The following is a 17,665-nucleotide window of genomic DNA, read 5'->3' on the forward strand; positions in this document are numbered from 1 at the left end:
ATGACCACGACCTCCCTGGACCGCGACAGCGATCCCGTCAGCGACTCCGAGCCCGAGCGCGAGCCCGATTTCGATACGAAGGATCCAGCCTTCTGGGCGGACCCCTACCCCGTCTTCGCCCGGTTCCGGAATGCGGCGCCCGTGCACCGCGCGCCGAAGCCCTTCGACGGCTGGTTCCTCTTCCGCTACGCCGACGTCCTGCAAGTGTGCAAGGACGGCGTCACGTTCAGCGCCGACGTCGATGGAGACGGCGCCCAGTGCGGCATGTTCCAGCTCGACGATCCCGCGCACGGACTGGTCCGCCAACGGATCGCCACCGCCTGGTTCGAAGCAGCCTCGGACGCGGCGGCCCGGGTCGATCAGTCGATCAAGAGGACGCTCGATCAGATCGAGAAGAAGGCATCAGGCGGAAAGGCATCCGACGGAAAGGCGTACGACGGAAAGTCGTCGGACGGGAAGGCCTTCGACCTGGTCGACGACTTCGCGCGACCTGTCCCCCGCGATGTCTACTTCGACATCCTCGGCGGCGCGGGCATCGACGCGCAGACCCGCAGGGACCTCGACACGCTGGCGCGCACGGTGATGAAGCATCACGACCACACGTTCGACGAGACCCAGCAGCTGCCGGGCACCGCGGCGGGTAAGGCCCTCGGCGCCCAGCTCATGGCCCTGCTGGCGCAGGCACGTCACGGCACTGCCTTCGAGGGCAGTTTCCTGCAGCGCCTGGCGCCGCACGTCGGTGACGCGCCCGGGAATCCACTCAGCACGATGGTCGCGGTCAGAAGCCTGGTGAGCATGACCGTCGCGGGCTACATGTCGGTCGAGTTCCTGCTGGCCACCTGCGTCCGGCGACTGCTGCTGGACGATGCCCGATGGTGGCAAGGGGTGCAGAAGGACCCTGGACTGCTGAGCGCCTGCCTGGACGAGGCTCGCCGTTGCGAGCATGCGCTCTCGGTGGTCGACCGGATCGCCACCCGGGATGTCGAGGTCGGCAACAAGCTGATCGCCAAGGGGGACCGCGTCTACGGCGTGCTGGCCTCGGCCAACCGCGATGAAGCGGTCTACGGCAAGGACGCCGACGAATTCAACCCGGGGCGTCACCTGTCCCAGCCACACCTGGGTTTCGGCCATGGCGTCCACGAGTGCATGGGTATACACCTGCAGAAGTTGATCGCCGAACCGGCGATCCGGGCCCTGATGACGGCCTGGCCCGGCCTGCGCCTGGCGCCGAACGCGCAGCCGTCGTGGTTCGAGAACTTCTATTTCCGTTCCTTCGACCATCTCCAGGTCGTCGAGGCCGTCGAGGTCGTCATGACGTAGGACTCCCTGCATGCAGCGTCTGGTCTTCGGTCGATTCGAACTTCGTCCCGCCGAGCGATTGCTGCTGGCCGACGGTCTGCCGTTGACCCTGGGCGCGCGTGCCTTCGATGTCCTGGTGACGCTGGCCGCGCAGCGCGACCGTCTGGTCGGCAAGGAGGAGCTGTTCCGCACCGTGTGGGCCGGCCACGTGGTCGAGGACAACAACCTCGCCGTCCAGATCTCGACGCTGCGCAAGCTGCTGGGCAACGGCGCCATCACGACCGTGACGGGCCGGGGCTACCAGTTCACCGCCTCGGCCCAGGAGCCCCTGCTGGATCGCCAGCCCGGCCTGCGGCGCGGCAACGTGCCCGCGGTGATGCCCGCGCTGTTCGGCCGTGAGGCCGACATCGAGGCCGTCTCGTCCGCGCTGGAGCGGTCGTCGCTGGTGACCCTGTGCGGCGCCGGCGGCATCGGCAAGACCAGTCTGGCGAGCATCGTCGCCCAGCGACTGTCTGGCCGGTTCGCGGGCGGCGCCTGGATCGTCGAACTCGCCGCGACGCAGGACCCGGCGCTCGTGCCGGCGGTGGTGGCGCAGACCCTGGGCATGCAATTGCCCGGACAGATGGGCGCGCTCGCCGAGCTGGTCCGCGCCACCCAGAACAGCGAGTTCCTCGTGGTGCTCGACAACTGCGAGCACCTGCTGGCCGGCGTCGCCCCGCTGGCGCGCGCGCTGTTGCGCGACGCCCCCCGGCTGCGCCTGCTGGTCACCAGCCAGGAACCGCTGCATGTGGAAGGCGAGCAGCTCTACCGGCTGAGTCCCTTGAGCGTGCCGTCCTCGGGCGCGGAGCCCTCCGACGCGCTGGCGCACGGGGCGGTGCAGCTGTTCATCGAGCGCGTGTGCGGCCGGCAGCCCGACTTCGCGCCCACGGCCGACGACCTGGACGCCATCGTCCACATCTGCCGCGAGCTCGACGGCATCGCGCTGGCCATCGAGCTGGCCGCCGCGCGGGTCCCGCTGCTGGGGCTGGCCGGCGTGCGCGCGCGCCTCGGCGAGCGATTGCGCACGCTCGGCGGCGGCATCCGCGCGCCGATGCGGCGGCACCAGACCCTGCGCGCCGCGCTCGACTGGAGCTTCCAGCTGCTGGCGCCGGAGACGCAGCGGGTACTGCGGCGCCTGGGCATCTTCCATGGCGGCTTCTGCGCGGACACGGCGCTGTCCGTGGTCCGCGAGGCGCCCGGCGAGGACGAGGACTGGCTGCTCGAACAGCTCGACATCCTGCTCGACAGGTCCCTGCTCGTGATGGCGCAGCACAGCGCGCGCCCGCGCTACCAGATGCTGGAGACGATGCGCGAATACGCCGGCGAGCAGATGCAGGCCCTGGACGAGATCGGGCTGATCCGCCAGCGCCATGCGCACGCGATGCGCGCCGTGTTCAAGCAGGCGGTCAAGGAGCGCGATTCGGACCGCCAGCTGGACGAGGTCGCGAACCTGCGCGCGGCGCTGGCCCATGCGATCGCGACGCCGGGCGAAGGCGCGGTGGCGCTGTCCCTGGCCACCGACTCCAGCGTCGTGCTCGCCACGTCGGGGCCCGTGCCCGAGGTGCTGGACAACCTGCTGAACGTCGAGCGTTTCGTCACCGCGGACACCGACCTCGCGCTGGCGGCGCAATACTGGCAATGGGTGGGCCGGGTCGGCAAGGACGGCCGGCTTCCGGGCCGGCGCTGCGTCGAGGTGCTCGCGCGGGCCGAGGGCATGTTCGAGCAACTGGGCCGCGTCCGTCGCGTCCACGCCTGCCGGCGCCAGCTGGCCGAGGCGCACCTGACCCTCGACGAACTGGATGCCGCCGAGCAGGCGCTGACGCGGGCGCGCCAGGTCGAATCGGAGCAGAGCCCCGCCGCGGACGTGATGCGCCGCCTGCGACTGGAGGGGCTGCTGGCCGATGCCCGCGGCCAGTTCGAGCAGGCCCTGGCGTTCAACCGCGAGGCGCTCGACATCGCCGAGCTCTACGGCTATCGGCGTTACTGCTACAACCTGCTGTCCGATCGCGCGTGGATCCAGCTGCAGACCGGCCAACCCGAGGCCGCGGAAGAGGGCCTGCTCGAACTGCTGCGCCGCATTCCTCCGGGCCCGCATGACGGTCTGCCCCGAGCCGAGGCGCTGGCCGCGATCCTGGCGGCGCGCACGGCGGCGGGCCGCCTCGACAAGGCCTGCGCGGCCCTGCCCGACGTGGTGCGGGCCTTGCGCAGCTGCGGGCTGTTCTTCCATCGCGGCGACATCTTCGCGTGGCTGGCCGCGGCGCGGGAGCAGCACCAGCTGGCGGCCCGGGTGCTCGGCGCGGTGGACGAATTCCATCGCCGCGGCGACAGTCGCCGCGACCGCCTCGCGGCCCGGGCGCGCGAGGAATCCTTGCGCCTGATGGGCGGCGCCGTGCCGATCTCGGATCAGCACCTGTGGATGCTGCATGGCCGGCATGTCGAGGAATCGCTGCTGGCGTCGTCGCTGGAGACCGCCCTGGCGGGTCGCGGCGCGCGGGTCTGACTTCAACCGCAAGACCCGACCCCGGCGCTGCCGATCATGCGGCCTGCATGTCGGGCCGCACCTCGGGTCGCACCTCGGGCCGCATCCCGGGCCGCATGTCAGGCCGCATGTCAGGCCGCACCTCGGACTGCGTGGCCGCCTGCCCGCCGGACGGTTCCGCGGCGGCCCTGCCGGCCAGCCGCAGCGCCCCGGTCACCGGCGGCACCTGCGCGGCGCGCAACAGCAGGCCCTCGATGCTGCGGGAACCGAATTTCGCGCGGATCGACAGGATCTGCGTGCGCACCGTGCAGAGCTTCACCGCGTGCGCGGAAGCGATCTCGCGCGGCGTGGCCTGGCGGATCAGCGCGCCCAGCACCTTGCGCTCGGCCAGGGTCAGGCCGTAGCTGCTGGCCAGCAGTTCCAGCGCGAGGTCGGAGCACGGCTGGCGCCGGCCCAGGATGATCAGCACGTGGCGGGCATCGTCGCCCGCGATCTGGAGCGGCAGCACCGACACCATCAGTTCGTCGCTCGCGCCGATCAGCCGGACCAGGCAACGGCGCCCGCCGGTGGCCGCATGACGCATGGCGGCATCCAGCTCGCCGACGCCGCTCGCGGTGACGCGCAGCACGCCGTCGCTGCGTTGGAGCACGAGCCGCGTCGCCAGCTCCTGCTGTGCGGCGTGGTTGGCGAACTGGATGCGACCGTGCTCGTCGCACACGATGAGTCCGCATTCGATCTCGTCGAACAAGGCCAGCGCCATGCCGGCCTCGGCGATGCCGGACGCGCCCGCCACATCGGACGAGCGCCTCCGGTACGGGTTCTGCGTGGTTCCCTGGTCACGGTGGTTCATGGCCGCCTCCTTGTTGACCGCACTGTCGCGCGGCGCGGCTCAAGCGTCCTTGTGCCCGGATGAAGCTTCCTTAAACGTTCTAAAGGCGCGGCGGACCGGCACCGATGACGACGGCGCGTGAGGCTGGCGCGTCCTGCCAAGAGTGGATGCGGGCCCCCCCGCCCGGCGGGCCCAATGCGCTCGTCATTCAAGCCCGAGGAACTCGCGATGAAACTCCAACCGCAGATGCAACAGGCCCTGGCCGCCGTCGGCCGCCGGGTGGCGCCCGCCGTGGCGCAGGATCCTCAACTCGGCCCCTTGGCGCCGCTGCCGGGCACCTGGAAGAGCGCGGGCCTGGGCTGGAACATGATCGCGCTGCCCTTCGCCGCGCCGTCGGGCCCGCCGTTCCGGCTGCTGCTCAACCAGTTCGACGAGACGCTGGTCTTCACGCTGGTGGACAAGGCCGTGCCCAACCGCGGCATCAGCGACGGCACGCCGGTCGCGGAGCAGGACCAGCTCACCGTGACGCTGGACTACGAGCAGGTCGTGCACCAGGTCGCCGCGGCGGATCTGCCGGTGAGCGGCAAGGCCGGCGGCGCGAACCTGGCGATCCACCACGAACCCGGCCTGTGGCTGTTCATGACCAACCACGTCGAGCAGGACGTCGACGTGGGCCGGCTGGCCAGCGTGCCGCACGGGAATTCGGTGCTGGCGCTGGGCACGTCGGACATCGTCGACGACCCGGATCCGGCGACGCTGATCCCGCAGGTCAGCGGCCTGCCGAGCAACCTCCCCAACACCGACATCAACGATCCGGCCAACCGCTACCTCGGGCCCTACAAGGCCTTCCACGACCAGCCGTTCAAGGGCGTGGTCGGCGCCCCGGGGTTTCCGGGCTTCGACCCCGTGGATCCGTCGGCGCTGCTGCGCCTGGCCATCGGCGGCCTGGACATCGCCCGGACGACGATCCTGCACGTGGACACGACGACACAGAGCGCCGGCATCCACAACATCCCCTTCATCGTGCGGCAGGCCGATGCCCGGCGGATGGTGTCGACCTTCTGGATCCACGAACTCAGGGAACGGGACAAGGCGGGCAATCCGCGCATGATCCTGCAGTACCTGCAGGACGTGTCGCTCGACTTCCTGGACAGCCCCAACGGCGGGCTGATCCGCTGGCCGCATATCAGCATCAATACCTTGGAGAAGGTGACGCCGTAGGGCGCGTCGCCGCCAGCGGACGGGAGGCGGATCGTTCTCCCTCAAGCGGGCCACAGCGCATCGACGGCGCGCTCCAGCACCCGGGCGGCGACGGGATGGAACACGGCCGGGTCCAATCGGCCCTCGGCGGCGGCTGCAGCAAGCCAGCGCTCGATCGATCCGCCCTTCTCCGCCCATCGATCCTGGCGCAGCAAGCCGTACAGGCCGGCGGCGATCACGTGGATGCCGTCGTCCGATTTGCGCCAGCGATCCGCCGGATTGCGGGCCACGCCCAGCGCCTCGCTGATCAACTGGTCCAGCGCCTGGCACAGGTCCTCGTTCAGGAGACCCGGCAGCGTCGTGTAGCCCCAGCGGGGATCGTGGTCGCGGACGATCTTCGTGATCAGCGGATCGCGACCGAAGGCCGCGAGCGCGGCGGTCGCGGCCGGGCCGTCCATCGGCACGGGCGGATGGAGCATCTCGTGCGCGGCGATGCGCACCGTGGTCGCGGTGTCGTAGTCGGCCGCCTGCAGGAAGGTCTGGCCTTGCACCTTGATGCCGTGCGGCTTGGAGAACTGCATCAGCACGATCTGGATCTCCGGGTCGAAGCTCCGACCGGTCAGCTTCTCCTGCCAGGAGATCACGTCGAAGCCGGCGAGCGCGCGCTGCACCTCGGCGATGCGCTGGTCCAGATCGTTGCCGATCCGCTCCTTGCGGAAGCCCGCGAACCCGGCGCGCTGCATCGCGCTGAAGATCGCATCGATCCGCGGCGCGGCGCGATCGAACCAGGCCCAGTCCTCCTCGCTCCAGTAGCTGCTGGCCTTGTAGCTCGGCAGGATGGCCGTCTGCCGCGACCGCAGCGCGGTCAGCAGCGTGGCGATCGTCGCGTCGTGGCCGTTGGCGGAGAACAGCACCTGCAGGTTGGGACCGAGCAGCCCGAAGCCGTCCTTCGTCGCCTCGTTCCACAGGCGTGCCACGTCGCTGCGCACCGCCTCCGGCAGGCGTGGCGCGAAGGCGGCGGCGTCCTCGCCGTAGAAGTCCAGGTAGAGCTGCGTGCCCGACAGCGGGCCGAGGAAGGCGATCGCATCGAAGCCTTCCGAAGCGCGCACCTTCCATCGGGTGCGGCCGGCGGCTGGGGCGTCGGACCGGGCGTCGGCAGGCAGAGTGCAAAGCACGGACGCCACCGAAGCGATCAGCGGCACGGTCAGGAAGGTTCGTCGTTGCATGCCTCGATGCTAGGCAAGCGAGGCGCTCCGTTCTTGAACGGACTTAACCCACCCAGCGCGTCGGCGTCCGTCCGGTCAGGGCGACGATGGCGCGCGTCAGGTGGGCCTGGTCGGCGAAGCCGGTCTCGGCGGCGAGCGCCGCCATCGATCCCTGCCATCCCGGCAGCCGGCGCAGCGCCTGCAGTGTGCGCAGCTCCAGCCGGTAGCGCTTCGGGCTGGTGCCGAAGGCGCGGCCGAAGCCCCGGCTGAGCGACTGCGGCGCGAGGCCCATGGCCTCGGCCCAATCGGCGAGGCTGAGGGCCGGATCGGCCGCGAGTGCTGCGGCCAGCAGGTCCGGCCAATCGTTGAGCCGCACGGCCGAAGGGCGGAAGGTCCGGCGCAGCAGCGCGGCGGCCTCGTGCGGATCGCGCTCGGCCAGCCGGGCGATCGCGTCGGCATCGTCCACATGTCCGAACGGATCGTGGAAGTCGCTCCCGAGCGCCGGCAGATTCAGCACACGCGCGCCCGCGCGGAAGAACTCGTTCTGATGCGATTCGTGCTCGCCATGGAACACGGCCTGGCCGGCTTCGACGCGCAGCCGGCCGCGATCACCCGCCTCCACGTAGCCGCCGGCGAGCACGAGCGCGACATAGCCTTGCGCGTGGCGGTGGCGCGCCATCCGCTCGAAGGCGCGATGAACGGAGATGGGCGCTGTCATTCGTTCAAGCTCTCGCCCGCTGTCGACTCATACAAACCGGGGAAGTAGCGCTCCATCAGCGTCGCCGGCTTCAACGGCGACGTGAATCCGAATGGCGCGTAGAGCGCATGTGCATCGCCGGTCGCCAGCGTGAACCGCCGAAGCCCTTGGAGATCGGCGTGCGACATCACGGCCTCCATCAGTCGCTTGCTGTAGCCCTTGCCGCGATGCGCGGGCAGCACGAAGACATCGACGAGGTTCGCGAAAGTCGCGCGATCCGTGATGACCCGGGCGAAGGCCACCTGTCGTCCGTCGACGAAACCGCCGAAGCACAGCGAATGCTCGATGGATCGCTCGACGACCTGGCGCGAGATTCCCTTTGCCCACGACGACTCGTTCGCGAGGAACGCGTGGATCAGGTCGATGTCCAGGTCCGACTTTTCGGTGGTGATGTGCAAGGTGGACACGTGGCGATCCGGGATGGCGAGTGGAAGCAAGACTGCGAGCGTGGATGGCCGGCTGGCCTCGTCGGCGATGCAGGACTACGGCGGCCATTCTCGCTCTGACGTCGTGTGTCCAACTAGACTCCAGGGTCTCGGAAGCGTCATTCAACGACAGGAACGCGAATAGCGATGGAAGTGCTGGATCACGAACCGCAACTCTGGTTTCTCGTCGGGGAGAAGGACTCGCTTCTGTTCGAGGTGACGTGCAGCCACGGCGCGGTGGACTACATCGTGACCTTGGCGCTGAACGATGCGGAGCGACAGGCATACGCCGCGCGAGGTCATGCGTACCTCAACGAGCTTGCGGAGGCGATTCATTTCTCTGCTCCCGGCGTTCGGGGCAGCGTGTCGCCGTATCGAGACAGGAAGCTGGATTCACTTCGCTCGAATCGGGTGAGCGAAGCAGTCCGTGACTGGTTGAAGCGTCCTGAGCACCTCTGATGAGAAATCCCACCGTGAACCCCCTGCCGTTCCGGCCGACGACTGCTCTGGAGCGGCGTCTGTGCGAGCTGGTCGAACAGGACTGCGGAGAAGTCGTCCTGAATGTCTGGACACCGGAGAACTACCCGCTCACAGATATCGATGAACAGCCGGTGCGGGTGCAGGCAGATTACGAAGTTCGTACGGGCCGCCTTCACAACGGACTCTTCGTCGCAGGGACCGTCTACCGGGCCTTCGTGTCCGAAGGCGATGTGAGGATCGAGTTCGAAGCGTGCTGGCGCTGATGAGGGCACATGCCGGACGAGTTGCACCCATGAAGATTGCCATCCTTGCAGCCGCCAGATCGTTCGAGGCGCAGATCGTCGACGCCACGGACAGACGCGCTATGTTTGAGAACACGGCTGCGGGTATCCGCCAGTTCGAACGGTGGGCCCTCGAGACATATCGGCGCAACGGCGACGTGAACCTCTTTCTCTGGGACGCTGAGCCCGACGCGCCGCTCAATGCTTTTGCGCAAGCAGCGGTGTCGGGCGGCATCCTGTTTCGCAGTTGGCGGCCCTGGCGATCGGTGAACGGTCTCGTGATGGTGGACCACATGGCTCACCGGTCGGCGCAAGCGACCTCACGGCGGCTCGGCTATGACGACGTCTGCCTGGCCGCCGTCGTGCGGCGGGCCAATGGCGAGTTCTCCGCGCGCAGCGAAAGTTCCTGAAAGGAAGTGCACATGGCCAAGTACCTGATCTCCTTCCCCAGCGCCGCGATGGTCGTCCCTGACGGCGAATGGGACGCCGTGGTCCGCGACTCCCACGCCGTCATCGAGGAGGCGAAGACGGCCCGCGTCTATGTCTTCGGCGGCGGCATCGACGAGAGCGTCCCGCCCGTGCTCGTCTCGGCGGACGGCACGGTCGCCGAAGGCGGTTATCCGTGGGCGCCCACGCTCGACGGCGGATTCTGTGTCCTGGAACTCCCTTCTCGCGAGGCGGCCGTCGACTGGGCGGCGCGCATCGCCAAGGCCTGCCGCTGTCAACAGGAGCTTCGCGTGTTCTTCTTCGATCCGGCGTCCTGACTTCCGGCAGCACCTGGCGGCGAAGACATCTTCTTAACGTCGTCTCCACTATCCTCCGCGCCGTTGCCGAAAGCGGAGGACGAAGAGCAATGACCAGTGACCGCGCGCGCCACCGTCGACACCTGCGAGACACGCTGCTGCTGATGGCGGGACTCACCCTGGCGATGACCGCCATCACGCTGCCCCGACAGGCCGAAGCGGCCAGCTTCGACTGCAAGAAGGCCGGCGGCCGGATCGAGCGGCTGATCTGCGGCGACCCCTCGCTGTCCGAGCTCGACGATCTCCTGCAGACGGCCTACCTGTCCCGCGGCCGCCCCGCGGACGACGGCGACGACCTGAAGGTGCCCGAGAAAGTGGTGACCGAGCAGAAACGCTGGCTCGCCACCCGCAATGCCTGCCGCGACGCGGGCTGCCTGGAGACGCTCTACGAGCAGCGCATCGCCGCGCTGTCATCCTGCCCCTCCGGCGGGCGGGGCGTGGATGAGCTGTGCGAGGCCCTGCTCGCGCAGGCCGAGCGGGCCCTTCAGCGCGTCGAACGCCGGATGGACGCCTACCTGGCGAAAGCCTTCACGGACTACACCCCCGACGACTACGTCCAGGTGGCCCAGGAGGCCTTTCGTGCGGGGGAACAGACCTGGCGAGACCACAGGGATGCCGAATGCAGCTTCGTGCCGCTGCACGACGGCATGAGCTACGCCTACACCGGCGAGGTCAAGATCCTGTGCCAGATCGACATGACCCGCCGACGGCGGAGGGAAGTGCTGTCGCGCGTGCCGGACGCGACGTGACGGGACATGACGGAACGTGATGGGACATGGCGGCACATGACGGGAGACGTGCCGTCATTCGTCGCCGTCGTCGTAGCCGTCTTCGCGAATGTCCCAGCCGATGCCCTGACGCGCGAATGCGGCATCTGACGGTGAGATCGCCTCGAGGACGGGGATCAGCAACTCGAACGATTCCGCGCAGAGATCGTGCCTGTAGGCCTGATCGTCCAGCTGGCTGTAGGCGCAATACGTGATGACCCGTTGCAGCGCCACGCCGGCCTGCTTCGGAAACGCCCGCGCGAGCGCCTCGAATTCCTCTCGCAGCAGCCGGTGGTGCTTGCGCACCAGGGCCTCGTGCGGGGCGCTCCGGACCAGCGCGACACGATAGCCCAGGGCCAGCTCCGGGTGCGCCGCCGCCCGCGCGGTCAGCAGCGCGTCCAGCCATTCGTCCATCATCGTGAGCACGAGGTGGGTGGCTGGCAGCGGCACGCGGCGATTGCGGCGGCTGATCACGGTGGTGTCCAGCAGGCCCACCGTGTCGTCGAGGAAGGTCATCAGCAGCGACCCGCCGCCGAACCACACCTGGTCGATGTCCTTGAGGAAGCTGGCCGCCTTGGCGTCGAGCATCCCCGTCGCCATGACGGCCAGAGGATCGCCAGGCGGCGCGTAGAAGGCGATGCCCGTCAGCACGCCGGCCTCCAGGCGCGGTCGCTCCGGGAAGTTCTCCTGCAGCAATGCCATGGCGTGCCCGGGCAGCCGTCGCCAATGGTCCGAGGACGGATCGCCGAAGCGCAACAGCTTCAGCACGGCCGCCATGGCCACCTCGGGTCCGAGGAGCCCGTCGGTGAACACCCAGCCGGCCAGGGCCGCCCCGGCGGCGTCCAGGCTCTCTTGCAGCATCGCCGGGTCTGCATCTTCCGCCTCGTCCCTGGCGCGATGCTTCAACTCTGACTCCCCGATGAACAGGTACTCGCCCATGAGCGATGCCGCCGCATCCGGCCGGTGCGGACGCAGCGCCAGGGCGAGGCGCCTGGCGAGGTCCGGCGCCCCGTAGAAGTCCAGACGGCTCATCAGCTTGGGCGCTGCCTCGCCGGCCCAATGCTCGTCGAAGACCGCCAGGCCGGCCTCGAGATCCTCCTGCAGCAGCGCCAGCAGGATCCGCCACGCCGACTGGCCGAGCGCGCGGAGCGAGTCGTCGCGACCGCTCTCGCCGGTCAGTTCCCAGGACCACAACGCGGCGCGCTTCAACGCCGCGTGGCGACGCGATGCAGGCACGCGCGCGTCTTCCGCGCACGCCAGCGCCTTGCCGGCCAGTTGATTTGCGAAGGACAAGTCCGGACCCGTTTCCCACAATTCCACCTGTACCCGAAGCACCCGGAGGAAATGCACGACGCCGAACAGCACATCCGAAGGGACCTCGTCCTGCGCGGCAGTGATCCAGGCGATGATGCCTGGCGCCCGCGACGGCGAGTCGTCCGCGCCGAACCGGTCCGCCAGCGCGATCAGCAGTTGCTGCTCCTGCGGCGTACAACTTGCAAACAGCCGATCCCGTCTGAGGAAGAAGCCGGTGCGCTGGTTGTCGGCGAGCCGGTGACGCGGCAGGAAGGCGAGAGGCGGAAGGGCGAGCAGCTGCACGACGAGCACCAGGGATCGATGTATCGAGGAGCGCGGATGTTACGGGCTCCGTCTCCCTCATCCCCGCGCCGTGTCCCGCGATTCACGCCACCGCCAGATGCACCGCCTCCGCCAGCGCATCGACGCGGAACGGCTTCTTCAGGATGGACCTGGCGCCCAGCACCTGGCCGACCTTCTCCATGTCGGCATAGCCGGTCGCCAGGATGATGGGGATCGTGGGCCAGGCGTCCTGCACCCGGCGGATCAGTTCCCCGCCGTTCATGCCCGGCATCACGTAGTCCACGATCAGCAGGCTGGGCCGGCGCTCGCCCAGCGTGCGCAGCGCATCCGCGCCGTTGGAGACCGCCGACACCCGGTGGCCCAGCAGCTCCAGGCTCTGCACGATGGATTGGCGCACCTCGTCGTCGTCCTCCACCACCAGGATGTCCTGGCGCGGCGTGACCAGGCTGGACCGGTCGGCCTCGGACTCCTCCGCCAGCGACTCCGTCGCCAGCGGGAACAGCAGGTGGACCTGCGTCCCCTGCCCCGGCGCGCTCTCGATGCTCACCTGCCCGCCGGACTGCTTCGCGAAGCCGTACACCTGCGCCAGGCCCAGCCCGGTGCCGCTGCCCATCGCCTTCGTGGTGAAGAAGGGCTCGAACACGCGCTCGATGATCGACGGCGGAATGCCGGCGCCGCTGTCGGCCACCGTCACCCGCACGCAGGGCACGACCTGACCCTCGCGCTCGCATTCCGCCTCCCGCGTGGTGATGGCGATGGTGCCGCCCTCCTTCATCGCATCGCGCGCGTTGAGCGCGAGGTTGAGCACGGCCATCTCCAGCTGGTTGGGATCCAGCAGCACGATCGGCTTCGGATGCGCCAGCTCCAGGGCGATGCGCACGCGCGAACCGACCGAGGTCAGCAGCAGTTCCTGCATGCCGTTGATCGACGCATGGATGTCGGTGGCCTGCGGCACCAGCGACTGGTTGCGGGCGAAGGACAGCAGCTGCTCGGTCAATCGCGCGCCGCGCTTCACCGTCCGCCGCGCGCCTTCGACGATCCGGCCGGCCGGCGGCGGGCAGTCCAGCCGCGCCAGCAGGTCGAGGTTGGTGCCGATGACGTGCAGCAGGTTGTTGAAGTCGTGCGCGATGCCGCCGGTCAGGTGCCCCATGGCCTCCATCTTCTGGACCTGCAGCAGCGCCGCCTGCGCCCGCTCGCGCTCGGCGATCTCGTTCATGAGCCGGTTGTTGGCCATCGAGAGCTCGCGCGTGCGGCTCTCGATGCGGTCCTCGAGCTCGCGATTGAGCCGCTCCACCGCATCGTGCGCGACCGCCAGCTCGGCCAGCATCGCCCGGTTCGCATACTGCCGCGCCCGGGCGCGCACGGCCGCCTCCACGGCGGTGTGCAGCGTGTCCGGGCTCAGCGGACGCTCCAGCAGGATGACGTTGCCCATCAGGTGCAGCGAGGTCGCCGCGTTGGGCGGGCGTCGGCCGGTGCGCTTGCTGGTCAGGACGACGAAGGGGAAGTCCGACCACGACGGCTGCCGGCTCAGCCACAGGTGCACCGGGCTGCCCGGCGCGATGGACAGCGCCTCCTCGGTCACGACGGCCGCCGCGGCGCCCTCGTTCAGCGCCGCCAGCAGCTGCTCCGGCGCATGGACGGGCTGGGCCGGTGCCATGCCCGTCACCACCTCGGCGATCACCTGGGCATCCCGGCCGAACGGGGCCAGGATGAGCACGCGGGATTCGAAGGCACTCGTCATTCAGCGCCGCTGCCGCTCGTCGTCGTGATCGCCGAGCAACGCGATGTCCCCGGCGTAGCGCGAGACGCCGGACACCACGCCCTCGAAGTCGGTCAGCGCCTCGCCGATCTCCACGCCCCGGTCGCCGAGCCGGAATTCATGGATGGTGTTGGCATGCCGGCTGGTGCGGCTCTTCGCCACCGAGACCGCCTTCAGCAGGTTGCCGCGCGCCTCGAAGTAGCGGAACAGCACCACGGCGTCGCTCAGGTAGCTGAGGTCGATGTCGATGCGCCCCTGGCCCAGGATGCCGTGCTGGCCCAGCACCAGGATCGTCATCACGCCGCGCTGGTTGAGGTAGGTCAGCAGCTCATGCATCTGCAGCATCAGGAACTTGCCGCCGGGCATGGCCTGGAGGTAGGCATTGAGGCTGTCGATCACCACCGTGCGGGCGCCGTCCTGCTCGACCGACCGCCGCACGCAGGCGGCGAATTCGCCCGCGGTGACTTCCGCCGGATCCAGGGCGCTGAGGAGGAAGCGCCCGTCGTCGATGTCGTCCTGCAGTTCGTAACCCAGGGTCCTGGCGCGCGGCAGCAGCGTGCCCAGCCCCTCGTCGAACAGGTAGTAGGCGGCCCGCTCGCCGCGCCGCAGCGCCGCGTGGACGCAGGCGATGGCGGTGGTGGTCTTGCCGACGCCGGACGGTCCGACGAACAGCGTGTTGCTGCCGCGCGCCAGCCCGCCGCCCAGCGCGGCGTCGAAGGCCGCGTTGCCGGTGCTGACGTTCTCCGGAATGAAGGTCTTGTGGTGCTCGGCCGCGACCAGGCGCGGGAACACCTCCAGCCCGCCGGTCTTGAGGGTGAAGTCGTGCTCGCCGCTGCGAAAGCCGATGCCGCGCATCTTCGCCACGCGCAGGAAGCGTTTGTCGGCGCCGTACTCGCCCACGATCTGCTGCAGCCACACGACCCCGTGGGCGATGCTGCGCAGCTGCATGTCGCCGGTGGACGCGCTGAGGTCGTCCAGCATCAGCACCGTGCAGTCGTGATGGGCGAAGAAGTGCTTGAGCGCCAGCACCTGGCGCCGGTACCGCAGCGGGTCCTGCGCCAGCAGACGCATCTCCGACAGGCTGTCGAAGACCACGCGCTTCGGACGGGTCGCCTCGATCCGGGCCATCACGCCCTGGACGGTCTGGTTCAGCTCCAGCTCGGCGGGGTGGATGATGGACTGCTCCGCCTCCGGGCCCAGCTGCTCCGCGCTGACCAGCTCGAACACCTCCAGACCGGCCTGATCGAGGTCCCAGCCATGGGACTTGGCGACCTCCTTGAGCTCGGTGCCGGTCTCGGACAGCGTGACGTACAAACCAGATTCCCCGACGGCCAGGCCGGCGAGCAGGAAATGCATGCCGAGCGTGGTCTTGCCGGTGCCCGGCTCCCCCTCGAAGAGGTAGAGGTGGCCGGGGGGCAGCCCCCCCTGGAGGATGTCATCGAGGCCGGCGATGCCGGTGGAACAGCGTGGTGGGGGCATGAGTCGGAAGGAGCGGACGGGAGGCGGTCAGGCCTGCCCCGAGCCGCGCGAGCGCCGCCTGGACAGGGTGGATCACGCGCCGCGGCAATTTCCGCTCCCGCACCGCCCGGCGCGGGCGCCGGACACCTCACGCCTCAGGCTTCAGGCCACGCGAAACGGCCGCGCGGCCGGTACGGCAGCCACGGCCGCCAGGGGCGTCAACATGCACGCGTCGGCCGACGTGAGGGTCGATCCGATCTGGATGCGTCCCTTGCCGGCCCGCTTGGCCGCGTACATGGCGTCGTCGGCGCCGCGCAGGATCGCCGCCGTCTCGCAGGCCCCGCGGGCCAGGACGATGCCGATGCTCGCGCTCACGGTCACGCGGTGGCCGCCCGCGACCTCGATCGGCCGCTCGATCTCCGCCAGGCAGCGCTGCAGGACGGCGCGGGCCCCGCCCACCTCGCTGCTGGCGGCCAGCACGATCGCGAACTCGTCGCCGCCCAGGCGGGCCACGATGTCGTTGGCGCGCAAGGTCTGCTGCAGCCGCGCGCCGACCTCCTTGAGCACCTCGTCGCCGGCCTCGTGCCCGTGGCGGTCGTTGACGGGCTTGAAGCCGTCCAGGTCCAGGTAGCAGACCGCGAGGCCCGTGTCCGCCCGCAGCGCGGTCGCCTGGGCGTCGGCGAGCTTTTCCTCGAACAGGCGGCGGTTGGGCAGGCCGGTCAAGGCGTCCCGGAAGGCCATGCCGTAGGCCTTCTCCTCGCTCTGCTTGAGCGCGTCGATGTCCACCAGCATCCACAGGCTTTCGTCCTCGGAGACGAGCATGCCGCTGAGATCGATCCACAGCGCGGAGCCGTCCTTCCTGCGCATCTGCACCTGGGTGCGGAAGCGTTCGCCGGCGTGCAGGGCGCCGTAGCCGGCCCGGCCGATGTGGTCGAAGGTGGCCTGGTCCAGGTAGAGGTCGCGCATCGACATGCCGCGCAGTTCGCCGGCGTCGTAGCCGAGGATGCGCGCCAGGGCGCGGTTGTCCCAGAGGATCACGCGCGACCGCAGGCGCACCATGCCCACCAGGTCGTTCTCCAGCATCAGCGACTGCTCGCGCGCGGTGCGGTCCGCATCCATGCGGCCCTCGCTCTCGCGCTTGTGCCCGCGATAGAGCAGCACGGAGACGCCGCCGACCAAGGCGATCATCAGCGCCACCAGCCCCGACAGTTCGGCGGCCTGGCGGTACCAGGCCCCGAGATACTCATCGGTGCTCAGGCCGGCGTAGATCGTGAACGGGTAGCCCGGCACGCGGTGGTAGGCGGTGATGCGTTCGACCTTGTCCAGGGCCGTCGGGGTCACGTACCAGCCGTGGTCCGCGTCGCGCTGCATGCTCTCGCGCAGGGCCTTGGAGACGTTCGCCTCGCCCAGCCCCTTGAGGGACTGGGGTTCGGACGCGGAATGCCGGGCCACCAGCAGGAAGTTGTCGTTCATGCGCATCGCCATGGCGCCGGACCGCCCGAGTTCCATGCCGGCAAAGCGTTGCACGAAGTGGTCCGAGGTCACCTCCGTCAGCACGACGCCGTCGAAGCCGCCGTCGCCGTTGATCAGGCGGCGCGCGAGCACGATGCACCACACGCCCGCCGTGCGGCTCTTCAGCGGCTCGGACACCACGGTGGCGTCGCGCGCCCGCGCGCGCTCGAAGTACGGCCGGTCGCCCAGGTGGACGGGCGCCGTGCCCGCGCCAGCGCCAGCGCCCTCGTCGGCGACCACCGCACCGGTCGCATCGACCACGCGAATCGCGCTCACGTGCTGGAGCAACTGCCGTTGCTCGACCACCATTTCCGCCAGGACGTCCGCCCGGTCTGCCGCGCGGGGCGTCTTGGCATACCGCTCGGCCACCGTGGCCAGGGCGTTGGCGATGAGGCGCAGCTCCGCGGCCACTTCGCTGCTCATGCTCGTGGCCAGATTCTCGGCGGTCAGCTGCGCCGCGCCCTCATCGCCCTCGCGGGCGTTGTGCAGGCTCAGTGCGGCCGCCACGCAGAGCATCAGTCCCAGCGCCACATTGCCCGCGGCCAGCCAGCGGCGCAGGCGGGTCAGTGACGTCGTCGCTTTCGTTCGTTGTTGCTGCATGGCAAGGCCTCCTTCGAGCGGAGCCATCGGCGGGGAATTCACGCCCTTGGTCCATGGTGGACGTTGTACGCGTGCCCCCTGGGACGCACCATCCGGGACTGGATGAAGCTCATGTAGGGCGACGACTGACGAGGCCCGCCTGCCCAGGCAGATCGTCAGGAATGCCTCGCCTCGAG

General features: G+C 69.5%; 16 protein-coding genes. 8 read left to right on the top strand and 8 right to left on the bottom strand.

Annotated elements, in window-relative coordinates; genetic code table 11:
* Window positions 1-1,320 carry a cytochrome P450 gene (locus ACQ4L4_RS09425; RefSeq protein WP_431103981.1) on the top strand — a complete coding sequence of 440 codons (1,320 nt, stop codon included), beginning with the start codon at window positions 1-3 and terminating at the stop codon, window positions 1,318-1,320.
* A gap of 10 nt (window positions 1,321-1,330) precedes the next feature.
* Complete coding sequence (locus ACQ4L4_RS09430) at window positions 1,331-3,838, top strand: ATP-binding protein (protein ID WP_431103982.1); 2,508 nt, start codon at window positions 1,331-1,333, stop codon at window positions 3,836-3,838.
* 34 nt (window positions 3,839-3,872) lie between these two features.
* On the opposite strand, the gene ACQ4L4_RS09435 is transcribed toward ACQ4L4_RS09430, so the two are convergent.
* A complete protein-coding gene (locus ACQ4L4_RS09435; protein WP_431103983.1) occupies window positions 3,873-4,667 on the bottom strand; it encodes a helix-turn-helix transcriptional regulator in 795 nt (264 codons plus the stop codon).
* 207 nt (window positions 4,668-4,874) lie between these two features.
* Here ACQ4L4_RS09435 and ACQ4L4_RS09440 point away from each other — a divergent pair, with 207 nt between their 5' ends.
* Window positions 4,875-5,867, top strand: a complete 993-nt coding sequence (locus tag ACQ4L4_RS09440) for a heme-binding protein (RefSeq protein WP_431103984.1) — start codon at window positions 4,875-4,877, stop codon at window positions 5,865-5,867.
* A gap of 41 nt (window positions 5,868-5,908) precedes the next feature.
* Here the strand turns inward: ACQ4L4_RS09440 and ACQ4L4_RS09445 are convergent, their stop codons facing one another.
* The 3 genes from ACQ4L4_RS09445 to ACQ4L4_RS09455 are packed head-to-tail and all read right to left on the bottom strand — an operon-like array spanning window position 5,909 to window position 8,215.
* The gene (locus ACQ4L4_RS09445) at window positions 5,909-7,072 is read right to left on the bottom strand and encodes a hypothetical protein (RefSeq protein ID WP_431103985.1); all 1,164 of its coding nucleotides are present in this window, start codon (window positions 7,070-7,072) and stop codon (window positions 5,909-5,911) included.
* Between the two features lie 43 nt (window positions 7,073-7,115).
* On the bottom strand, window positions 7,116-7,769 hold the full coding sequence (locus ACQ4L4_RS09450) for a helix-turn-helix domain-containing protein (protein ID WP_431103986.1): 654 nt from the start codon (window positions 7,767-7,769) through the stop codon (window positions 7,116-7,118).
* The gene (locus ACQ4L4_RS09455) at window positions 7,766-8,215 is read right to left on the bottom strand and encodes a GNAT family N-acetyltransferase (protein ID WP_431103987.1); all 450 of its coding nucleotides are present in this window, start codon (window positions 8,213-8,215) and stop codon (window positions 7,766-7,768) included. The genes ACQ4L4_RS09450 and ACQ4L4_RS09455 overlap by 4 nt, the downstream gene beginning before the upstream one ends.
* A gap of 165 nt (window positions 8,216-8,380) precedes the next feature.
* On the opposite strand from ACQ4L4_RS09455, the gene ACQ4L4_RS09460 reads away from it, so the two are divergent.
* The 5 genes from ACQ4L4_RS09460 to ACQ4L4_RS09480 all read left to right on the top strand — a co-directional run bounded on the left by ACQ4L4_RS09460 (window position 8,381) and on the right by ACQ4L4_RS09480 (window position 10,546).
* On the top strand, window positions 8,381-8,692 hold the full coding sequence (locus ACQ4L4_RS09460) for a hypothetical protein (RefSeq protein WP_431103988.1): 312 nt from the start codon (window positions 8,381-8,383) through the stop codon (window positions 8,690-8,692).
* A gap of 14 nt (window positions 8,693-8,706) precedes the next feature.
* On the top strand, window positions 8,707-8,976 hold the full coding sequence (locus tag ACQ4L4_RS09465; RefSeq protein WP_431103989.1) for a hypothetical protein: 270 nt from the start codon (window positions 8,707-8,709) through the stop codon (window positions 8,974-8,976).
* 29 nt (window positions 8,977-9,005) lie between these two features.
* Window positions 9,006-9,404, top strand: coding sequence for a hypothetical protein (locus tag ACQ4L4_RS09470; protein ID WP_431103990.1), 399 nt, complete (start codon window positions 9,006-9,008; stop codon window positions 9,402-9,404).
* Window positions 9,405-9,416: 12 nt separating this feature from the next.
* Window positions 9,417-9,758, top strand: coding sequence for a YciI family protein (locus ACQ4L4_RS09475; protein WP_431103991.1), 342 nt, complete (start codon window positions 9,417-9,419; stop codon window positions 9,756-9,758).
* An 89-nt stretch (window positions 9,759-9,847) separates the two neighbouring features.
* Entirely contained in the window at window positions 9,848-10,546 is a 699-nt protein-coding gene (locus ACQ4L4_RS09480; protein ID WP_431103992.1) for a lysozyme inhibitor LprI family protein, read from the top strand.
* A gap of 54 nt (window positions 10,547-10,600) precedes the next feature.
* On the opposite strand, the gene ACQ4L4_RS09485 is transcribed toward ACQ4L4_RS09480, so the two are convergent.
* The 4 genes from ACQ4L4_RS09485 to ACQ4L4_RS09500 form a co-directional block, all read right to left on the bottom strand.
* Window positions 10,601-12,169 carry a hypothetical protein gene (locus ACQ4L4_RS09485; protein WP_431103993.1) on the bottom strand — a complete coding sequence of 523 codons (1,569 nt, stop codon included), beginning with the start codon at window positions 12,167-12,169 and terminating at the stop codon, window positions 10,601-10,603.
* 73 nt (window positions 12,170-12,242) lie between these two features.
* Window positions 12,243-13,901, bottom strand: coding sequence for a response regulator (locus ACQ4L4_RS09490; protein ID WP_431103994.1), 1,659 nt, complete (start codon window positions 13,899-13,901; stop codon window positions 12,243-12,245).
* Window positions 13,902-15,398 (bottom strand): ATPase domain-containing protein, encoded by a 1,497-nt coding sequence (locus ACQ4L4_RS09495; protein WP_431103995.1) that lies wholly within the window; start codon window positions 15,396-15,398, stop codon window positions 13,902-13,904. It lies immediately after the preceding gene.
* Window positions 15,399-15,539: 141 nt separating this feature from the next.
* The gene (locus ACQ4L4_RS09500) at window positions 15,540-17,489 is read right to left on the bottom strand and encodes a diguanylate cyclase domain-containing protein (RefSeq protein WP_431103996.1); all 1,950 of its coding nucleotides are present in this window, start codon (window positions 17,487-17,489) and stop codon (window positions 15,540-15,542) included.
* Between the last annotated feature and the right edge of the window lie 176 nt (window positions 17,490-17,665).

The sequence above is a fragment of the Roseateles noduli genome (assembly GCF_050626985.1).
Classification (GTDB): Bacteria; Pseudomonadota; Gammaproteobacteria; order Burkholderiales; family Burkholderiaceae_C; genus Roseateles; species Roseateles noduli_A.

Bases quoted from the DNA above. Each gene is read 5' to 3' on its own strand.
- ACQ4L4_RS09425 (WP_431103981.1), top strand. From the start codon at position 1: ATGACCACGACCTCCCTGGACCGCGACAGCGATCCCGTCAGCGACTCC.
- ACQ4L4_RS09430 (WP_431103982.1), top strand. From the start codon at position 1,331: ATGCAGCGTCTGGTCTTCGGTCGATTCGAACTTCGTCCCGCCGAGCGA.
- ACQ4L4_RS09435 (WP_431103983.1), bottom strand. From the start codon at position 4,667: ATGAACCACCGTGACCAGGGAACCACGCAGAACCCGTACCGGAGGCGC.
- ACQ4L4_RS09440 (WP_431103984.1), top strand. From the start codon at position 4,875: ATGAAACTCCAACCGCAGATGCAACAGGCCCTGGCCGCCGTCGGCCGC.
- ACQ4L4_RS09445 (WP_431103985.1), bottom strand. From the start codon at position 7,072: ATGCAACGACGAACCTTCCTGACCGTGCCGCTGATCGCTTCGGTGGCG.
- ACQ4L4_RS09450 (WP_431103986.1), bottom strand. From the start codon at position 7,769: ATGACAGCGCCCATCTCCGTTCATCGCGCCTTCGAGCGGATGGCGCGC.
- ACQ4L4_RS09460 (WP_431103988.1), top strand. From the start codon at position 8,381: ATGGAAGTGCTGGATCACGAACCGCAACTCTGGTTTCTCGTCGGGGAG.
- ACQ4L4_RS09470 (WP_431103990.1), top strand. From the start codon at position 9,006: ATGAAGATTGCCATCCTTGCAGCCGCCAGATCGTTCGAGGCGCAGATC.
- ACQ4L4_RS09475 (WP_431103991.1), top strand. From the start codon at position 9,417: ATGGCCAAGTACCTGATCTCCTTCCCCAGCGCCGCGATGGTCGTCCCT.
- ACQ4L4_RS09480 (WP_431103992.1), top strand. From the start codon at position 9,848: ATGACCAGTGACCGCGCGCGCCACCGTCGACACCTGCGAGACACGCTG.
- ACQ4L4_RS09490 (WP_431103994.1), bottom strand. From the start codon at position 13,901: ATGACGAGTGCCTTCGAATCCCGCGTGCTCATCCTGGCCCCGTTCGGC.
- ACQ4L4_RS09495 (WP_431103995.1), bottom strand. From the start codon at position 15,398: ATGCCCCCACCACGCTGTTCCACCGGCATCGCCGGCCTCGATGACATC.
- ACQ4L4_RS09500 (WP_431103996.1), bottom strand. From the start codon at position 17,489: ATGCAGCAACAACGAACGAAAGCGACGACGTCACTGACCCGCCTGCGC.